At 71.5% G+C, this 15,939-nt stretch carries 15 protein-coding genes; 6 read left to right on the forward strand and 9 right to left on the reverse strand.

Annotation, left to right across the window (positions count from 1 at the left end; translation table 11 throughout):
• Positions 1 to 22: 22 nt before the first annotated feature.
• Entirely contained in the window at positions 23 to 2,827 is a 2,805-nt protein-coding gene (locus tag LCH29_RS34375) for an AAA family ATPase (RefSeq protein WP_446465607.1), read from the reverse strand.
• A gap of 458 nt (positions 2,828 to 3,285) precedes the next feature.
• On the opposite strand from LCH29_RS34375, the gene LCH29_RS34380 reads away from it, so the two are divergent.
• A complete protein-coding gene (locus tag LCH29_RS34380; RefSeq protein ID WP_446465608.1) occupies positions 3,286 to 4,371 on the forward strand; it encodes a sulfotransferase in 1,086 nt (361 codons plus the stop codon).
• A 75-nt stretch (positions 4,372 to 4,446) separates the two neighbouring features.
• Here the strand turns inward: LCH29_RS34380 and LCH29_RS34385 are convergent, their stop codons facing one another.
• From LCH29_RS34385 to LCH29_RS34395, 3 genes are read right to left on the reverse strand one after another with little or no spacing between them, the layout of a single operon-like run.
• Positions 4,447 to 5,205 (reverse strand): succinate dehydrogenase/fumarate reductase iron-sulfur subunit, encoded by a 759-nt coding sequence (locus tag LCH29_RS34385; RefSeq protein ID WP_446465609.1) that lies wholly within the window; start codon positions 5,203 to 5,205, stop codon positions 4,447 to 4,449.
• A complete protein-coding gene (locus tag LCH29_RS34390) occupies positions 5,202 to 7,148 on the reverse strand; it encodes a fumarate reductase/succinate dehydrogenase flavoprotein subunit (protein ID WP_446465610.1) in 1,947 nt (648 codons plus the stop codon). The genes LCH29_RS34385 and LCH29_RS34390 overlap by 4 nt, the downstream gene beginning before the upstream one ends.
• Position 7,149: 1 nt before the next feature.
• On the reverse strand, positions 7,150 to 7,896 hold the full coding sequence (locus tag LCH29_RS34395; RefSeq protein ID WP_446465611.1) for a succinate dehydrogenase cytochrome b subunit: 747 nt from the start codon (positions 7,894 to 7,896) through the stop codon (positions 7,150 to 7,152).
• 83 nt (positions 7,897 to 7,979) lie between these two features.
• On the opposite strand from LCH29_RS34395, the gene LCH29_RS34400 reads away from it, so the two are divergent.
• Complete coding sequence (locus LCH29_RS34400; RefSeq protein ID WP_446465612.1) at positions 7,980 to 8,900, forward strand: LysR family transcriptional regulator; 921 nt, start codon at positions 7,980 to 7,982, stop codon at positions 8,898 to 8,900.
• A gap of 24 nt (positions 8,901 to 8,924) precedes the next feature.
• Here the strand turns inward: LCH29_RS34400 and crcB are convergent, their stop codons facing one another.
• The 3 genes from crcB to LCH29_RS34415 are packed head-to-tail and all read right to left on the reverse strand — an operon-like array spanning position 8,925 to position 10,077.
• Positions 8,925 to 9,299, reverse strand: coding sequence for a fluoride efflux transporter CrcB (gene crcB / locus LCH29_RS34405; RefSeq protein WP_446465613.1), 375 nt, complete (start codon positions 9,297 to 9,299; stop codon positions 8,925 to 8,927).
• On the reverse strand, positions 9,296 to 9,628 hold the full coding sequence (locus LCH29_RS34410) for a DUF190 domain-containing protein (RefSeq protein ID WP_446465614.1): 333 nt from the start codon (positions 9,626 to 9,628) through the stop codon (positions 9,296 to 9,298). The genes crcB and LCH29_RS34410 overlap by 4 nt, the downstream gene beginning before the upstream one ends.
• Entirely contained in the window at positions 9,625 to 10,077 is a 453-nt protein-coding gene (locus tag LCH29_RS34415; RefSeq protein ID WP_446465615.1) for a fluoride efflux transporter FluC, read from the reverse strand. The genes LCH29_RS34410 and LCH29_RS34415 overlap by 4 nt, the downstream gene beginning before the upstream one ends.
• A gap of 119 nt (positions 10,078 to 10,196) precedes the next feature.
• On the opposite strand from LCH29_RS34415, the gene LCH29_RS34420 reads away from it, so the two are divergent.
• Together LCH29_RS34420 and LCH29_RS34425 are read left to right on the forward strand one after the other, a co-directional pair.
• Positions 10,197 to 10,418 carry an MbtH family protein gene (locus tag LCH29_RS34420; protein ID WP_446465616.1) on the forward strand — a complete coding sequence of 74 codons (222 nt, stop codon included), beginning with the start codon at positions 10,197 to 10,199 and terminating at the stop codon, positions 10,416 to 10,418.
• A gap of 73 nt (positions 10,419 to 10,491) precedes the next feature.
• Positions 10,492 to 11,478, forward strand: coding sequence for a zinc-binding alcohol dehydrogenase family protein (locus LCH29_RS34425; protein WP_446465745.1), 987 nt, complete (start codon positions 10,492 to 10,494; stop codon positions 11,476 to 11,478).
• Here LCH29_RS34425 and tgmB read toward each other — a convergent pair.
• Both tgmB and tgmA read right to left on the reverse strand, forming a co-directional pair.
• The gene (gene tgmB / locus LCH29_RS34430) at positions 11,475 to 12,407 is read right to left on the reverse strand and encodes an ATP-grasp ribosomal peptide maturase (protein WP_446465617.1); all 933 of its coding nucleotides are present in this window, start codon (positions 12,405 to 12,407) and stop codon (positions 11,475 to 11,477) included. The two genes, LCH29_RS34425 and tgmB, sit on opposite strands and share 4 nt — an antisense overlap.
• A gap of 24 nt (positions 12,408 to 12,431) precedes the next feature.
• Positions 12,432 to 12,623, reverse strand: a complete 192-nt coding sequence (gene tgmA / locus LCH29_RS34435) for a putative ATP-grasp-modified RiPP (RefSeq protein WP_055552772.1) — start codon at positions 12,621 to 12,623, stop codon at positions 12,432 to 12,434.
• 869 nt (positions 12,624 to 13,492) lie between these two features.
• On the opposite strand from tgmA, the gene LCH29_RS34440 reads away from it, so the two are divergent.
• Both LCH29_RS34440 and LCH29_RS34445 read left to right on the forward strand, forming a co-directional pair.
• The gene (locus LCH29_RS34440; protein WP_446465746.1) at positions 13,493 to 14,806 is read left to right on the forward strand and encodes a hemolysin family protein; all 1,314 of its coding nucleotides are present in this window, start codon (positions 13,493 to 13,495) and stop codon (positions 14,804 to 14,806) included.
• The gene (locus tag LCH29_RS34445; RefSeq protein WP_446465618.1) at positions 14,803 to 15,837 is read left to right on the forward strand and encodes a hemolysin family protein; all 1,035 of its coding nucleotides are present in this window, start codon (positions 14,803 to 14,805) and stop codon (positions 15,835 to 15,837) included. Before LCH29_RS34440 ends, LCH29_RS34445 begins: the two co-directional genes overlap by 4 nt.
• The last annotated feature ends 102 nt before the right edge of the window (positions 15,838 to 15,939 follow it).

Raw genomic sequence — 15,939 nt, forward strand, 5'->3', positions numbered from 1 at the left:
GCCGTGCGGAATCGCTGGGATATCAGGCGGTGTGGGCGACGTCGAAATCGAGGCTCGCGGGCAGATCGCGGCGCTGGCTGATGTTGATCTTCCGGTAGACCCGGGTGAGGTGCTGCTCGACCGTGGAGATCGTGATGTAGAGCTTGGCGGCGATCTCCCGGTTGGTGTAGCCCGAGGCGGCGAGGGCGGCCACCCGGCTCTCGGCGTCGGAGAGTTCGGAGAACGTGGTGGTGTCCTCGCCGGTGCGGGCCGCCTCCGACAGGGCCGAGCGGCCCGGGGTGCGCTGGAGCGAACGGGACAGCTCCTCGGCGCCGCACCCGTCGGCGAGCCGCAGGGCGCGCCGGGTCATCAGCCGACTGGTGTCCAGGTCGCCGAGCTGCTTGTGCGCCTCCGCCAGGTCGGCCAGCGCCCGCGCCATCTCGTACCAGCCGCCGGTCTCCTGGAGCACCGCGACGGCCTGCTGGAGCAGGGCGGGCCGCTCGCTCACCGGCCGGGTGGCGGCCAGCACGCGCAGCGCGGCGCCGCGGGTACGCGAGGGCGCCTCGCCGGTCAGCTCCAGCTGCTCCTGCGCGAGCCGCGCGGCCCGGTCCTGGCCGCCGAGGGTCAGCCAGGTCTCGGCGGCGCCGAGCCGCCACGGCAGCATGGCGGGCGAGTCCAGGCCCCAGGCGGTCATCTTCTCGCCGCAGGCCCGGAAGCCGGTGAGGGCGGCGTGCTGGCGCCCGGTGGCCAGCTGGTGGCAGGCGCGCGCGTACAGGTAGTGGAGCCCGTAGCGGCTGCGGAACATCTCCTCCGGCACCGGCCGCGCCAGGATCTCGGCGGCGGTGTCGTGGTGGCCCATCGCGGTGTGCGCGTTGACCAGCGTCGCGAGCGGCACGCCGACGGCGACGCCCCAGCCGCGGGCCGGAAGCTCCTCCAGCGCCCGCTCCGCGTAGCGCATCGCGTCCGGCAGCCGTCCGGCCCGCAGCGCGATCTGGGCCCGCAGGGCGCGGAAGGCGGCCAGCACCCCCTTGGCGCCGCGCCGTTCGCACTGCTCGATCAGCTGGTCGCACCAGGTGGTGGCGGTGGCGAGCCGGTCCGCGTAGATGAGGACCTGGAGCGCGGCGTGCACGGTCGGCATGGTCGGGTCGGTGAGCCGGGTGGTCTCCAGCACCCGCTCCGCGGCCTCCACGGCGCGGTCGTCGGCGCCGTGGCTCAGCACCGACCGCAGCGCCCTGCCCGCGGTGAGCTGCGGCGACTCGGGGGTCTGCTCGGCCGTCGACGGGCCGCCCGCGCGGGGACCGTCCGGTTCGGCCCGCTCCACGAAGGTCCGCAGCTCGGGGGAGCCGGGGAAGGTGGAGGCGAGGGCCAGGTCGATGGTCCGCAGCGTGGTGTCGAGCTCCGAGCCGGGGCTCGCGTCCCGGCCGATCCGGCCGAGGGCGGCGGCGGCCTCGGCGGTCTGGCCGAGCGTCAGCAGCCGGAGGAGGACCGGGATGGCGTACTCGGTGGGCAGTTGCCCGTTGCTCGCGGGACCGGCCAGCGACTGGAGACGGCGCAGCTGGGAGAGCGGATTGAACGGCCACATGGCTTCCACCATCGTGACCTGGAGGATGAGCGTCTCCCGCTCGTCGGTGGTACATCGGTGGGCCATCTGGAGGCAGTTGACGGCCAGTTCCATGCGGTCGGCGGCCACGGCGTGCCGGGCGGCGTCGCGCAGGGTCTCGGGGATCCACTCCTCGACCGGCTCGGCCAGTTCGTGGTGGAGCAGATGGCCCGCCACGTCGATGGGGTCGGCGCCCTCCTCGTGCAGCAGCCGCGCGGCCCGGTGGTGCAGCCGGGCGAGTTCGTCCGCGGGCAGGTCGTCCAGCAGGACGGTGCGCACGTCGGTGCTCCTGAACTGCGCGTCGTGCAGGATGCCCACCTCGGTGAGCGCCGCGACTGCCTGCCGCACCTGCCGCTCCTCGATCGCGACGAGCTTGCTCAGGCGGCGTGCGGACGAGGCGTCGCCCACCAGGGCGATCCCCTGGGCGATCCGGTGGTGGGCCGGGCCGCCGCGGTAGACGCAGGACAGCGCCGCCTGCCGGAACAGCTCGCCGGGCGCCGGGGTGCCGGTGCCGGGCGCGGTGTCGAGGGGGCCGCAGGTGAGCCGGGAGAACCGGTCGTCCAGCAGCCCCCGCAGCAGCAGGAGGTTGCCGCCGGTCAGGTCGTGGAACGCGGCGGCGTGGCGCTCGCCCTCGGCGGGGCCGAGTTCCCCGGTCAGCAGGGTGGTGACGCCCGCGACGGTGAGCGGGGCGAGCTGCACGTGGCACGCGTTCGGCCGGTGCAGCAGTTCGTCCAGGGCCGGACCGGCGGGCCCGGTCAGCGCGCCGCGGGTCAGCACGACGGACAGCGCCTCGGAGCGGCAGCGGCGGATGCCGTAGGCGAGGGCGCGCAGGGACGGCAGATCGGCGTACTGGACGTCGTCGATCGCGATCAACAGCGGTGCGTCGGCGGTCAGTTCGTCCAGGGCGCGGTGGAAGGCCCGGAGCAGCGGCAGGTCGGCCTGGTGGGGGCCGTGCGGGCTGTGCGGGGTGTCGAGGCCCGGCCGGGGGCGGGCGTGCTGATGGCGGGCGGGCATGCCCTGGTAGAGCTGTTCGATGACGGCGTACGGGAATTCCTGCTCGAAGGCGGAGGCCACCGCGTTCAGCACCCGGACGCCACGCGTCCCCGCCGTGTCCGTCACCTGGTGCAGAAGTGCGGTCTTTCCGGAAGCCACGGCACCGCTGATGACAGCGTGCCGACTTCCCTCGCGGGCGCCGCCGAACAGGAGGCGCGTGAGCCGGTCTATCTCCTGGTCGCGCTCCACCAACACTGAAGAAACACCTTCCCCGAATTCAACTTTTGCGCAGGGGTGGTGAAAGCACACGCACCGTGCGCTGCACGGCGTGCCAATGCTTTGTCCCCCGATGTGCTCTGCCGCCCCTCCCGGACGACGCTTGGGGGTGGCAATCCCCAACGTCCGCCGAGGGGCTGACGGATGGGAACTCTAGCAGTGCTGTTGGTACGAAAAGATGACGGAGGTGCCACGGGCGATTACGTTCGATTACGGTAGTTCCGGTGTCCGTTCCTGTGCCGCGGAGTTGTGAAGCTGTCTCGTACACCTAGGTTTGGGCTTCCTCGCAGGTGAGGCCGGGGTGACCTGGGGTAACGACCGTCATGCATGTGAAGGTTGCGCAAAGGTGTGGAGGGGTCGGGGACCGACTGGCGCCCCACAGTGTCCTGTTAGGTGTGTTTCACCAGGTGGACATCACGGGATCCCCGAGACAGCCCATGGTGTCCAATGGAGTTCGACCGATCGGGAGGAAAGTGCGCGTGGTCAACCAGAACTTGACGTTCATCGTCGGGACGGGCCGTTGTGGCTCGACGGCTATGTCTCAGGTCGTCAATCTTCACCCGGACGTGCTAAGCATCAGTGAATTGTTCGCCAGTATTCCCGACCCGGAACTGCTGAGCGAGACACCCCTGAGCGGACCGGAGTTCTGGGGGTATCTCCGTCGTCCCAACCCGGTCACCAACAGCATGATCAAAAATGGGGCGACGACGCCGGAGTTCCTCTACCCCCGGCTGCCCAAGCGGCGGTACGACGCCGAGACCACCGGCATACCCGCCATCAGCGTCATGGTCCTCCCGCATCTGACCGATGACCCCGACGCCCTCCTGGACGAGCTGGAACCCGTGGTCACCGCCTGGCCCACCCGCGCCCCGGCGGACCACTGGCGGGCCCTGTTCGCCGCCCTCGCCGCCCGGTTCGGAGGTCCCGGCGCCGTCGTGGAGCGGACCGGCCTGTCCATCGGCCGGGTGCCGGAGATGCGCCGCTGCTTCCCCGAGGCGCGCTTCCTCCACCTCTACCGCGAGGGCCCCGACTGCGCCGTCTCCATGAGCCGCCACTACAGCTTCCGCATGATCCCGCTGCTGAGGGGGATGGCGGACCACTGCGGCCTGGACTCCCCGTACCAGCTGACCCCCGCGCACGCGGCCCAGCTCCCGCCCGACCTCGCTCCGCTGCTGACCGAGCGGTACGACCCCGCCCTGGTGACCGAACGCCACATCCCGCTGGCGGAGTTCGGCACCCTGTGGTCCGAGACGATCATCGACGGACTGGCGAAGCTGGAAGAGGTCCCGGCCCCCCTGCGCACCGAGATGTCCTTCGAAACCCTGCTGGACGAGCCGGAGAAGGAACTGGTCCGGCTCGCCGAATTCCTCGGTGTGGAACCGCTCCCCGCCTGGCTGGACGCGGCGACCGCACTCCTCGACAGCGGCCGCCGCGGCAACGCGCTGAAGCTGCCCGAGGACGAGCGGGCCGCGCTGCTCGACGCCTGCGCCCCCGGGACGCGCGCGCTGGCCACGCATCCGTAGCCATACGTCGCGCCCGGCACCGGCCCCGCCGGAGACCGCTGCCGGGCGTCCCCCTCTTTCAGTGGGCCCTGCTGCTCAACGGGCCCCGCGGCCACCGTTCTTGAGGCTCGCTCGCAGGAACTCCCGGTTCATGGTCGAGATGGACTGGAGCGGGATGCCCTTCGGGCAGGCCACCGCGCACTCACCGGTGTTCGTACAGCCGCCGAAGCCCTCCTCGTCCATCGTGCCGACCATGTCCAGCACCCGGGACTCGCGCTCCGGCTGCCCCTGCGGCAGCACGTTCAGATGCGTCACCTTCGCCGAGGTGAACAGCATCGCCGAGCCGTTGGGGCACGCCGCCACACACGCCCCGCACCCGATGCACTCCGCGTGCTCGAACGCGGTGTCCGCGACCGGCTTCGGCACCGGCGTGGCATGCGCCTCCGGGGCGCTGCCGGTCGGGGCGGAGACGAAACCGCCCGAGCCGATGATCCGGTCGAACGCCGACCGGTCCACCACCAGATCCTTGACGACGGGGAAGGCCGCGGCGCGCCACGGCTCCACGTCGATGGTGTCGCCGTCCCGGAAGTGCCGCATGTGCAGCTGACAGGTGGTGGTGCGCTCCGGGCCGTGCGCCTGCCCGTTGATCACCATGCCGCACGCCCCGCAGATGCCCTCGCGGCAGTCGTGGTCGAACGCGACGGGCTCCTCCCCGCACAGGATCAGCCGTTCGTTGAGGGTGTCGAGCATCTCCAGGAAGGACATCTCCGGTGAGATGTCCTCGACCTCGTACACGGTCAGGGCGCCCGGCTCCTCGGGGCCGCGCTGGCGCCAGATCCGCAGGGTGAGCCTCATGCGTAACTCCGCTGGGTGGGGTGGACTTCACCGAAGACCAGGTCTTCGCGGTGCAGCACGGGCGCGCGACCCGTGCCTCGGAACTCCCAGGCCGCCGCGTACGAGAACGCCTCGTCGTCGCGGGCCGCCTTGCCGTCCGCGGTCTGGCTCTCCTCGCGGAAGTGGCCGCCGCAGGACTCGGTGCGGTGCAGCGCGTCCAGGCACATCAGCTCGGCCAGCTCCAGATAGTCCACGACCCGGTTGGCCTTCTCCAGCGACTGGTTCAACTCCTCACCGCGGCCCGGCACCTTGATCCGCCGCCAGAACTCCTCGCGCAGCGCCGGGATGCGGTCCAGCGCCTTGCGCAGCCCGGTCTCGGTGCGGGCCATGCCGCACTCGTCCCACAGCAGCTCGCCCAGCTCCCGGTGGAAGGAGTCGGGGGTGCGGTCGCCGTCGTTCTCCAGCAGCCGCCGCAGCCGGTCCGTCACCGACACCAGGGCCTCGGTCACCGCCGGGTGGCCCGGGTCGACCTCGTCGTGCGGATGGCGGGCGAGGTAGTCGTTGATGGTGGCCGGGAGGACGAAGTAGCCGTCGGCCAGGCCCTGCATCAGGGCGGAGGCGCCGAGCCGGTTGGCGCCGTGGTCGGAGAAGTTGGCCTCGCCGATCGCGAACAGCCCGGGCACCGTGGTCTGGAGGTCGTAGTCGACCCACAGCCCGCCCATCGTGTAGTGGATGGCGGGGTAGATGCGCATCGGCACCTCGTACGGGTTCTCCGCCGTGATCAGCTGGTACATCTCGAAGAGGTTGCCGTACTTCTCCTCGACCGCCGCCCGGCCCATCCGCCCGATGGCATCCGCGAAGTCCAGGTAGACGCCCTGTCCGCCGGGGCCCACCCCGCGCCCCTCGTCGCACACGTTCTTCGCGGCGCGGGAGGCGATGTCGCGCGGCACGAGGTTGCCGAACGCCGGGTAGACGCGCTCCAGGTAGTAGTCGCGCTCGTCCTCCGGGATCTCGGCGGGCGGACGCGTGTCGCCCTTCGCCTTCGGCACCCAGATGCGGCCGTCGTTGCGCAGCGACTCGCTCATCAGCGTCAGCTTCGACTGGTGGTCGCCGGAGCGCGGGATGCAGGTGGGGTGGATCTGGGTGAAGCAGGGGTTGGCGAAGTACGCGCCGCGCCGGTGGGCCCGCCAGATCGCGGTGGCGTTGGAGTTCTTGGCGTTCGTGGACAGGTAGAAGACGTTGCCGTAGCCGCCGGAGGCCAGCACCACGGCGTCCGCGAAGTGTGTGGACACCTGCCCGGTGATCAGGTCGCGGGCCACGATCCCGCGCGCCCGCCCGCCGACGACGATGAGGTCGAGCATCTCGGTGCGCGCGTGCATCTCCACGTTCCCCGCGGCGATCTGGCGGCTGAGCGCCTGGTACGCGCCGAGCAGCAGCTGCTGTCCGGTCTGGCCGCGGGCGTAGAAGGTGCGGGAGACGTGGACGCCGCCGAACGAGCGGGTGTCCAGCAGACCGCCGTACTCGCGGGCGAACGGCACGCCCTGCGCCACGCACTGGTCGATGATCTCCACCGACACCTGGGCCAGCCGGTGGACGTTCGCCTCGCGGGCGCGGAAGTCGCCGCCCTTGACGGTGTCGTAGAACAGGCGGCGGACGGAGTCGCCGTCGTTGCGGTAGTTCTTGGCGGCGTTGATCCCGCCCTGGGCGGCGATGGAATGCGCCCGGCGCGGCGAGTCCTGGTAGCAGAACTGCACGACGTGGTAGCCCTGTTCGGCCAGCGTCGCCCCGGCCGCCCCGCCCGCCAGGCCCGTACCGACCACGATGACCGTGTACCTGCGGCGGTTGGCCGGGTTGACCAGCTTCGCCTCGAAGCGGCGGCGGTCCCAGCGCTCCTCGATCGGGCCGTCGGGGGCCTTGGTGTCGGCGATCGGCGCACCGGTCGCATAGTCCGTGTACGTGTTCATCTCAGCTCACCACTCCACTCATCACGCCGATGGGCACCGCGATGAAGCCGCAGGTCAGGACGGTAGCCAGGGTGTTCGCGGCCAGTTTGAGGGCCCGGTCGCGGCGCGGCCGGCCCGCCCCGAGGGTCTGGGCGGCGCTCCAGAAGCCGTGCCGGATGTGCAGGCCGAGGGCGAGCATCGCCACGATGTAGACGGCGTTGCCGTACCAGGTGGAGAAGGTCGCCACGACGTTCTCGTACGGATGGCCCGGCTCGGCGCGCTCGTTCACCGTGAGCGTCGTCAGGTCCAGGATGTGCCAGACGATGAACAGCCCGAGGATCACCCCGCCCCAGCGCATCGTGCGGGTGGCGTAGCTCGCCCGCCGCCGCCGATGGGCGTAGCCGCGCGGCCGGGCCGCCAGATCGCGGCGGCTGAGCTGGTACGCGGCCACGCCGTGCAGGACGACGGAGGCCAGCAGCCCGACGCGGGTCAGCCACAGGAACCCCTCGTGCGGGAGGAAGGGTTCGCCGAGCGTGCGCAGCCAGTGCGCGTAGCCGTTGAGGTCGCCGGGCCCGAAGAAGATCTTCAGGTTGGCGAACATGTGGGCCACCAGATAGGCCAGCATGATCAGCCCGGTGACGGCCATCACGGCCTTCTTACCGATGGTCGACCGCCACACGGAGCCGATGAACGACGGCCTCCGCGGCGGCTTCCGCTGCTGGCCGGGCCGCCGCTCGTGGCCCGTGTCCGTCCGTGTCGCCAGTGCCATGTCTGTGACGCTAGGCAGCGCCCCGGTGATCAGTCCAAGACATGCTATGGCTGGATTCCATAGTCTATGCCTATTATCGCTGGGTGCAGCTTCAGCAGCTCCGCTATTTCGCGGCCGTCGCGGACACCCGCCACTTCACCCGCGCCGCCGAACGGCTCCATGTCGCCCAGCCCTCGCTGTCCCAGCAGATCAAGGCGCTGGAACGGGAGCTGGGCGCCGATCTGTTCCACCGCGCGCGCGGCCACATCGCCCTCACCGACGCGGGGGAGGCGCTCCTTCCGCTGGCCCGCCAGATCCTCGCCGACACCGAGACCGCGCGCCGCGAGGTGCAGGAGGTCGCCCAGCTGCGGCGCGGCCGGGTGCGGCTCGGCGCCCCGCCCAGCCTGTGCGCCAGCCTCGTGCCGGATGTGCTGCGCCGCTTCCACGACGCGTTCCCGGGCATCGAGCTGATCATCGACGAGGGCGGCTCCCAGGACCTGGTCCGCACCCTCGCCGCCGGTGAGCTGGACCTCGCCCTGATCATCACCCCGCTGCCCGGCCAGGCCCCCGCCCTCGCCGCCACCGAGCTGCTGCGCGAGGAGCTGGTGGTCGCCTCCTCGCCCGCGGCCCCGCCGCCCACGAAAGCCCGCCGGATCCGGGTCGAGGACCTTCGCGACCGGCCGATGGTGATGTTCCGCCGCGGCTACGACCTGCGGGAATTCACCACGGCGGCGTGCCGGGCGGCAGGCTTCGAGCCGTCCTTCACGGTCGAGGGCGGCGAGATGGACGCGGTGCTCGGGTTCGTACGGGCGGGCCTCGGCATCGCCGTCCTCCCCGGCATGGTGGCGGCGCGCTCGGGACTGCGGGTCACGCCCTTCGCGGGCCACGCGATGCGGCGCACCATCGCCGTCGCCCACCGCAAGGACGTCGCCCCGCCGAGGGCCGCGCGCGAGCTGCGCCGGGTGCTGCTGGCGTATCTGCGCTCGGCCGACGCGGACGACCTCGGCACCCGCCTGCTGCCCTGACCTGTGCGGCGTACCTGCCTGGGGTCAGCCCCAGAGCGCCGTGGCCACCGCTCCGCCCGCGAAGGCGGCCGCCACCCCCGCCACCACGCTGCCCACCGCGTTGGCGATCGCGAAACCGCGCGCCCCGTCCTCGGCCAGCTTCAGCGTCTCGTACGAGAACGTCGAGTACGTGGTCAGCGCGCCGCACAGACCCGTCCCCAGCAGCAGCTGCACCTGCGACGACGCGGCCCCCGCCGCCACCGCGCCGGTCAGCGTCCCCAGCACCGCGCAGCCCACCACGTTCACCACGAACGTCCCCCAGGGGAACACCGAGTCATGCCGGGACTGCACCATCCGGTCGGTCAGATACCGCAACGGGGCGCCGACCATCCCGCCGGCCACCACCAGGAGCCAGTTCACCGATCACGCTCCGGGAACCGCACGATCTCGACCGGGTCCAGGATCACCGGACCGTCCCCGGTGATCTCCGCCAGCTCGGGCAGGAAGGCCCTCACCCGCTCCTCCGTATCGATGATCACCACGCAGACGGGCAGTTCCTCGCTGAGCGACAGCAGCCGCGAGGTGTGGACCAGGGACGAGGCGCCGAACCCCTCCACCCCGCGGAACACGCTCGCCCCCGCCAGCCCGGCCCGGTGCGCGCGGTGCACGATTTCGGCGAAGACCGGTTTGTGGTGCCAGGTGTCGTTCTCGCCGACGAAGACGCTCAGCCTCAGTCCGTTCGTGTTCATCCCGTGCTCCCGTACGCGTTCACGGCCCCGACGACCCGACGGGTGCCCACCACCGCGCCCCATACCGCCGCCATCGCCGCCAGCAGCGTCGCCACCAGATAGGCCGCCCCGGTCGCGGCGTGGCCGTCCACGACGAGGCGCCGGACGTCCACGGCGTACGTCGAGAAGGTGGTGAACCCGCCCAGCACCCCGGTGCCGACGAAGGGCCGCACCAGCCGGTGGGCCGCCCACACCTCGCCGATCAGCGCCAGGAGGACGCCGATGAGCGCGCAGCCCACCACGTTCACCAGCAGCGTCGTCCAGGGAAAGGCGCCCGCCGGGGTCGGCCACAGCAGGGACGCCCCGTACCGGGCGGTCGCGCCGATGGCCCCGCCGACCGCGACCACGCACACCACCGGCCCCTGCCCGTGCCACGCGCCGTGCCGTGATCGTCGAGTGCCCTCCGCCATACGGCTCAGGCTACGTCGTGCGGGCACCGCTTCACGATGCGTGTCCCCGGCCGGTACCGTCAGGGCCGGAAGATCGTGAGGCGTGCCGGACAGCAGTTGAGACAGCGAGGAGACAGCCCATGAGCAACCCGTTCGACAACCCCGACGGCCGTTACGTCGTGCTGGTCAACGACGAGGGGCAGCACTCCCTGTGGCCCTCCTTCGCCGAGGTGCCCGAGGGCTGGACCGTCGCGCACGGCGAGGACGACCGCCAGGCGTGCCTGGACTACGTCGAGGAGCACTGGACCGACATGCGTCCGAAGAGCCTCGCGACTGCGATGGACCGCCCCGGCACGTCCTGACCCGCTGCATCCCGCCCCGCCACGGCGTTACGTTGGGCGTGTGACGGGTGCGCATGCTGACATCCCGGGCACCATGGGGGCCTGGGTGGTTCGTACGCCGGGCCGGATCGACCAGGCGGAGCTGCCGATTCCGCGCCCGGCGGACGACGAACTGCTGGTCCGGGTCCGGGCCTGCGGGGTCTGCCGTACCGATCTCCACGTCCGCGACGGCGACCTGCCGCCGCACCGCACCCCCGTCGTCCCCGGGCACGAGGCCGTCGGCGAGGTGATCGCGGTAGGGGAGCGGGCCGCCGGACCCGGGCTCGGCGCCCGGGTGGGCGTGCCCTGGCTGCGCCGCACCTGCGGCCGCTGCCGCTTCTGCGTCCGCGGCCACGAAAACCTGTGCCCCGCGTCCGTCTACACCGGCTGGGACGCGGACGGCGGCTACGCCCCGTACGTCACCGTACCGGCCGCGTACGCCTATGAGCTGCCCTCCGGATACGCCGACGAGGAACTGGCTCCGCTGCTGTGCGCAGGCATCATCGGCTACCGCGCGCTGCGCCGCGCCGAGCTGCCGGCGGGCGGACGCCTCGGCATCTACGGCTTCGGCGGCTCCGCCCACCTCACCGCCCAGGTCGCCATCGCGCGCGGCGCCGTCGTCCATGTGCTGACCCGCTCGGCCGCCGCCCGCGCCCTCGCCCTCGAACTCGGCGCCGCCTCCGCCGGTGACGCCCATGACCGGCCGCCCGAACCGCTGGACGCCGCGATCCTCTTCGCCCCGGCGGGCGAGCTGGTGCCGGTGGCGCTGGAGGCGCTGGACGCGGGCGGCACGCTCAGCGTCGCCGGGATCCACCTCTCCGACATCCCGGTCCTGCGCTACGAACGCCACCTGTTCCACGAACGCACCCTGCGCAGCGTCACCGCCAACACCCGTGAGGACGGCCGCGAGTTCCTCACCGCGGCCGCCGCCCACCACATCCGCGCCACGGTCACCCGCTACCCCTTCGCCCACGCGGACACCGCGCTGGACGACCTCGCGAACGACCGGGTGCACGGCGTCGCGGTACTGGCCGTCCCTTAAGCCGACCGGGGCGCGGCGAGCCAGGCGGCGATGGCGGCGGCGATCGGCTGGCCGGTCTCCAGCTCGATGAACCCGAACTGGCCGCCCTGATTGCACTCCAGAAACCACCAGGTGCCGTCCTCGTCCTCGGCGAAGTCGAATGCGCCGTAGGCGAGACCGCCGAGGGTCATGTATTCCCGGACGGCCTGGGCGATCCGGTGGGGGACGTCCACCGCGTCCCATAGATGGCCATAGAAACCATACCTCCCATCCACCTGCCCGGAAGCTGCTGTCTTCCGGGCGGCGAACAAACGGCCGCCGACGCAGGTCAGGCGGATATCGGCCGTTTTGGGAATGTAGCGCTGAAGAAGCGTGGCACCTGCCGCGACGCCCGAGAAATCCGTCTCGGGGTCGATACGGGTGGTGGGCAGCGCTATTGGGGGATTGACCGGCGGAGGGCCCGAGACGGTCTTCACCACGATGTCCTTGAACTGGCTTGCGAACTCCTTGGCGGCGCGTGGATAGGTGGTGATGAGCGTCGGGGGAACGGCGAATCCGCTGCGGTGGGCGGTGCGCAACTGCCACGGTTTGGAACGTGCCAACAGGGCGGCGCTGGGGTGGTTCATCCAGCGCGCCTCGGTGGAATACAACATTCCGTAGAGGGCCTGACCGCACTCGGCGGTCAGCCACTCGGAGGGCTCGGGGGCGTGCGCCGCCGGTTGCCCCGGGCGGCGCACCCATATGGACCGGAGGCTGTTCACGCTGACCAGGCGGCCGTCGGTCGACAGATAGCCGGTGAAGTCACCGCGCTCGAATTCGGTCGAGATCCCTGCCTGCCCGGGAAGGTCGGCGGGATCGAAGCGGAGCAGAGGGACATTTCGCTCGCGTAATTCGGCCACCACCAGGTCCGCTGTCACATCCTCCTGGCAGGTCAGGATGAGTACCGTCATCGACGTCTGAGGTCGGTGGGGTGGTCAGTCGTCGAAGTGCGTCTTGGAGCCCGCCGTGGAGGTCGTCGTGCCGCATTCCAGAAGCACCCCCCGGTCCGAGATGGCGGGGCGCCCATCGGGGAGCACATTCAACTGGAGGGCGGCGTTGTACGAGTACGGAATGACAGCCGGGGATTGGTCGGCCGGGACCGCATGGTTCAGGGCGAAGGGCTGCATGACTGACCTCTAATGCTCCACGGGATTCGCTTGTTTCGAGATGAGCTCCACCATCACACAACAGTACGTACTAAATTGGTAGGAGTCTCGCTACGCGCTGTTATGTCAGATCTGTGACAGCATGAAGTACGTCACACCACCCGCGCAATTCCATTACCGCTGACCCGGTTCGGGGTCTCGGCCCGCGCCGCGACGGCCCCCGTGTGACGGCAGGCCACCTGCCGGATCCATGCCTCCACCTCCGCTTTTACGGCGGAGGTCGCGTCCCTCCGCGGACACCCCGCCCTGTCTGTCGGCATCCAAGACGCCATTCGGGTCGTCCGGGTTGGCCGATAACGCCACTTCGATCGCCATGGCCGCAGGGGCGCAGCTCAGTGCCGGTGTGAGCTGGGTCTCGTGTGTCTCGCCCCGCAGCGGCCCGCCGGTGCGCACCGGACCGGCGACCGGTGCCGGGTCCGCCGAGGGCCCGTCGGCACCGAATGGGCCAGGTAGCCGTTTGAACACCATCGTGGCGTTCACTCCTTCTCTGTGCGCCGTTCACTGTTCTTGCCGGACCGAACGCTCCGACCGGGTAAAGCAACTCCCACGCCCATGTCATGGGTGGATCAATCCGGCCACCTGGCCGGGTGTCGCCCGCACTTCCCCGGGGCCCTTGCCAGAGCGGGGTGTCGGACCGCCGGGCGGGAACCATGGATCGTGCTTTACCGTTCTTTTACCAACAGTCCCTTGAGTCACGAAGGAGTCGCGGTCACCGCGATGGACGAGCCTCCCAGTACCCCTCGCCCCGCTTCCGATGCATACGCGCCCGTATGCGCCCCCGTATCCGCCTCTGAGCGGTTTGCCGAGCCCATGGGAAGGGGACCGGCGTGCTGACCGAAGTGCTGCTGGTCCTGCTGGCCTTGGCGCTGACCCTGGCGTGTGCGGTGTTCGTCGCCGCGGAGTTCTCCCTGACCACGGTCGAGCGCGGGGAGCTGGAGCGCGCCGCCGCGGAGGGGGAGCGGGGCGCCGGAAGCGCGCTCAAGGCCGCCCGCAGGCTGACGTTCCAGCTGTCCGGCGCCCAGTTGGGCATCACCGTGACCTCGCTGGTGATCGGCATGCTCGCCGAGCCCTCGCTGGCCGCCCTGCTGCACGGACCGCTGCGGGCCGCGGGGCTGGGCTCGGCCGCCTCGTCGGTGGCCTCGGTGCTGGGCGTGGCGGTGTCGACCGTCGTGCTGATGGTGATCGGCGAGCTGGTGCCCAAGAACTGGGCGATCTCCCGGCCGTTGGCGGTGGCAAAGGTCGTCGCGGGCCCCCAGCGCGGCTTCACCGCCGCCTTCGCCCCGCTGATCCACCACCTCAACAACACCGCGAACCGCCTGGTGCGCCGCGCCGGTCTTGAGCCCGCCGAGGAGCTGGCGTCGGCCCGTACCCCGGACGAACTGGTGGCGCTCGCCCGCCACTCGGCCGCGGAGGGCGCGCTGGAGCCCGATTCGGCCGAGCTGTTCGTCCGCACGCTGCACCTGAGCGAGCTGACCGCGGAGAACGTGATGACCCCGCGAGTCGACGTGCAAGCGCTGGAGGCGCACGCGAGTGCCGCCGACGCCGCCAACCTCACCCTGGCCACCGGCCTGTCCCGGTTCCCCGTCTACCGCGACACCCTGGACGAGGTGGTCGGCACCGTGCACATCCGCGACGTCCTCGTGCTGGACGCCGCCCGCCGGGCCACCACCCCGGTCACCGAGCTGGCCACCCCTCCGCTGCTGGTCCCCGACAGCCTCCCGGTGGACCGGCTGCTGGACCGGCTCCGCGGCGCGCACACCATGGCCGTCGTCATCGACGAGTACGGCGGCACCGCCGGCGTCGCCACCCTGGAGGACATCGTCGAGGAGGTCGTCGGCGACGTACGCGACGAACACGACCCCGACGAGACCCCCGCCCTGGTGCCCGCCGGGCCCGGCATCTGGGAGGCCGACGGCGCCGTACGGCTGGACGAGCTGTCCGCCATCGACCTGACCGTGCCCGAGGGCCCGTACGAGACCGTCGCGGGCCTGATGGCCACCGCCCTGAAGCGCATCCCCGAGGCGGGCGACGGCATCGAGACCGACGGCTGGCAGCTCACCGTGCTCAAGGTCGACCACCACCGCGCCGACCGCATACGCATCACCGCCCCGGCCCCCGCCGCGGCGGAGGAGGACGCCCGATGACCCTTCTCCAGCTGGCCATCGGCGCCCTCACCCTGCTCACCAACGCCTTCTTCGTCGGCGCCGAGTTCGCCCTGATCTCCGTGCGCCGCAGCCAGATCGAACCGCACGCGCGGGACGGGGGCAAGCGCGCCCGCACCGTGCTGTGGGCGCTGGAGCACCTGTCCGCCCTGCTGGCCACCGCCCAGCTGGGCATCACCATCTCCTCGCTCGTCCTCGGCGCGGTCGCCGAACCGGCCATCGCCCACCTGCTGGAGCCGGTGTTCGCCGCCGTCCACGTCCCCGAGGCCCTGGTGCACCCGATCGCCTTCGTCCTCGCCCTGACCGCGGCCACCTATCTGCACATGCTCATCGGCGAGATGGTCCCCAAGAACATCGCCCTCGCCGCCCCGGAGCGCACCGCGCTGCTCCTCGGCCCGCCCCTGGTGGCCGTCACCCGCGCGCTGCGCCCCGTCGTCTTCGGCATCAACGCCTTCGCCAACGGGCTGCTGCGGCTGCTGAAGGTCGAGCCCAAGGACGAGGTCGAATCGGTCTACACCGACGCCGAACTCATCCGGCTGGTACGGGACTCCAGCGACGCGGGCCTTCTCGACGCCTCCGGGAGCGAGCGGCTGCGCGACGCCCTGGAACTGGGCACCCGGCGGGCGGGCGACATCCTGGTCCCGCTCGGCGAGATGGTCACCGTCGACCACCGGGTCACCCCCGCCGTGCTGGAGCGCACCGCGGCCGCCTCCGGCTTCTCCCGGCTGCCGGTCACCGGGCCGGGCGGCACCGGCGGCACCGTTCTGGGGTACCTCCACATCAAGGACACCCTCGGCGTGACCGACCGCGACCGGCCCTTCCCCCGCACCGCCCTGCACACGGTCACCCGCGTTCCGGCCGACACCCCGCTGGACGACACGCTGACCGCGATGCGCGGCGCGGGCACCCACCTGGCGGCGGTGACGGGCGACGACGGCGCCGTCCTCGGCTTCGTGACCATGACGGACGTCCTGGAGGAACTGGTGGGGGAGGCGGCGTCGGACACCCCCTGACCGGCCCGGTGCCCTCACGTCTCCGACGTGAGGTTTGCCCCCAACGGCCTGGTAAAGAAGCCAAACGGGCAGCCCAGCCCTGCACAGCGCACACCGAAAGGC

Source organism: Streptomyces sp. BRA346 (assembly GCF_052851135.1).

Coding starts and splice junctions, on each gene's coding strand:
- LCH29_RS34380 (WP_446465608.1), top strand. CDS start 3,286: ATGGTGTCCAATGGAGTTCGACCGATCGGGAGGAAAGTGCGCGTGGTC.
- tgmA (WP_055552772.1), bottom strand. CDS start 12,623: ATGCAGCCCTTCGCCCTGAACCATGCGGTCCCGGCCGACCAATCCCCG.
- LCH29_RS34410 (WP_446465614.1), bottom strand. CDS start 9,628: ATGAACACGAACGGACTGAGGCTGAGCGTCTTCGTCGGCGAGAACGAC.
- LCH29_RS34390 (WP_446465610.1), bottom strand. CDS start 7,148: ATGAACACGTACACGGACTATGCGACCGGTGCGCCGATCGCCGACACC.
- LCH29_RS34420 (WP_446465616.1), top strand. CDS start 10,197: ATGAGCAACCCGTTCGACAACCCCGACGGCCGTTACGTCGTGCTGGTC.
- LCH29_RS34425 (WP_446465745.1), top strand. CDS start 10,492: ATGGGGGCCTGGGTGGTTCGTACGCCGGGCCGGATCGACCAGGCGGAG.
- LCH29_RS34395 (WP_446465611.1), bottom strand. CDS start 7,896: ATGGCACTGGCGACACGGACGGACACGGGCCACGAGCGGCGGCCCGGC.
- LCH29_RS34415 (WP_446465615.1), bottom strand. CDS start 10,077: ATGGCGGAGGGCACTCGACGATCACGGCACGGCGCGTGGCACGGGCAG.
- LCH29_RS34385 (WP_446465609.1), bottom strand. CDS start 5,205: ATGAGGCTCACCCTGCGGATCTGGCGCCAGCGCGGCCCCGAGGAGCCG.
- LCH29_RS34445 (WP_446465618.1), top strand. CDS start 14,803: ATGACCCTTCTCCAGCTGGCCATCGGCGCCCTCACCCTGCTCACCAAC.
- tgmB (WP_446465617.1), bottom strand. CDS start 12,407: ATGACGGTACTCATCCTGACCTGCCAGGAGGATGTGACAGCGGACCTG.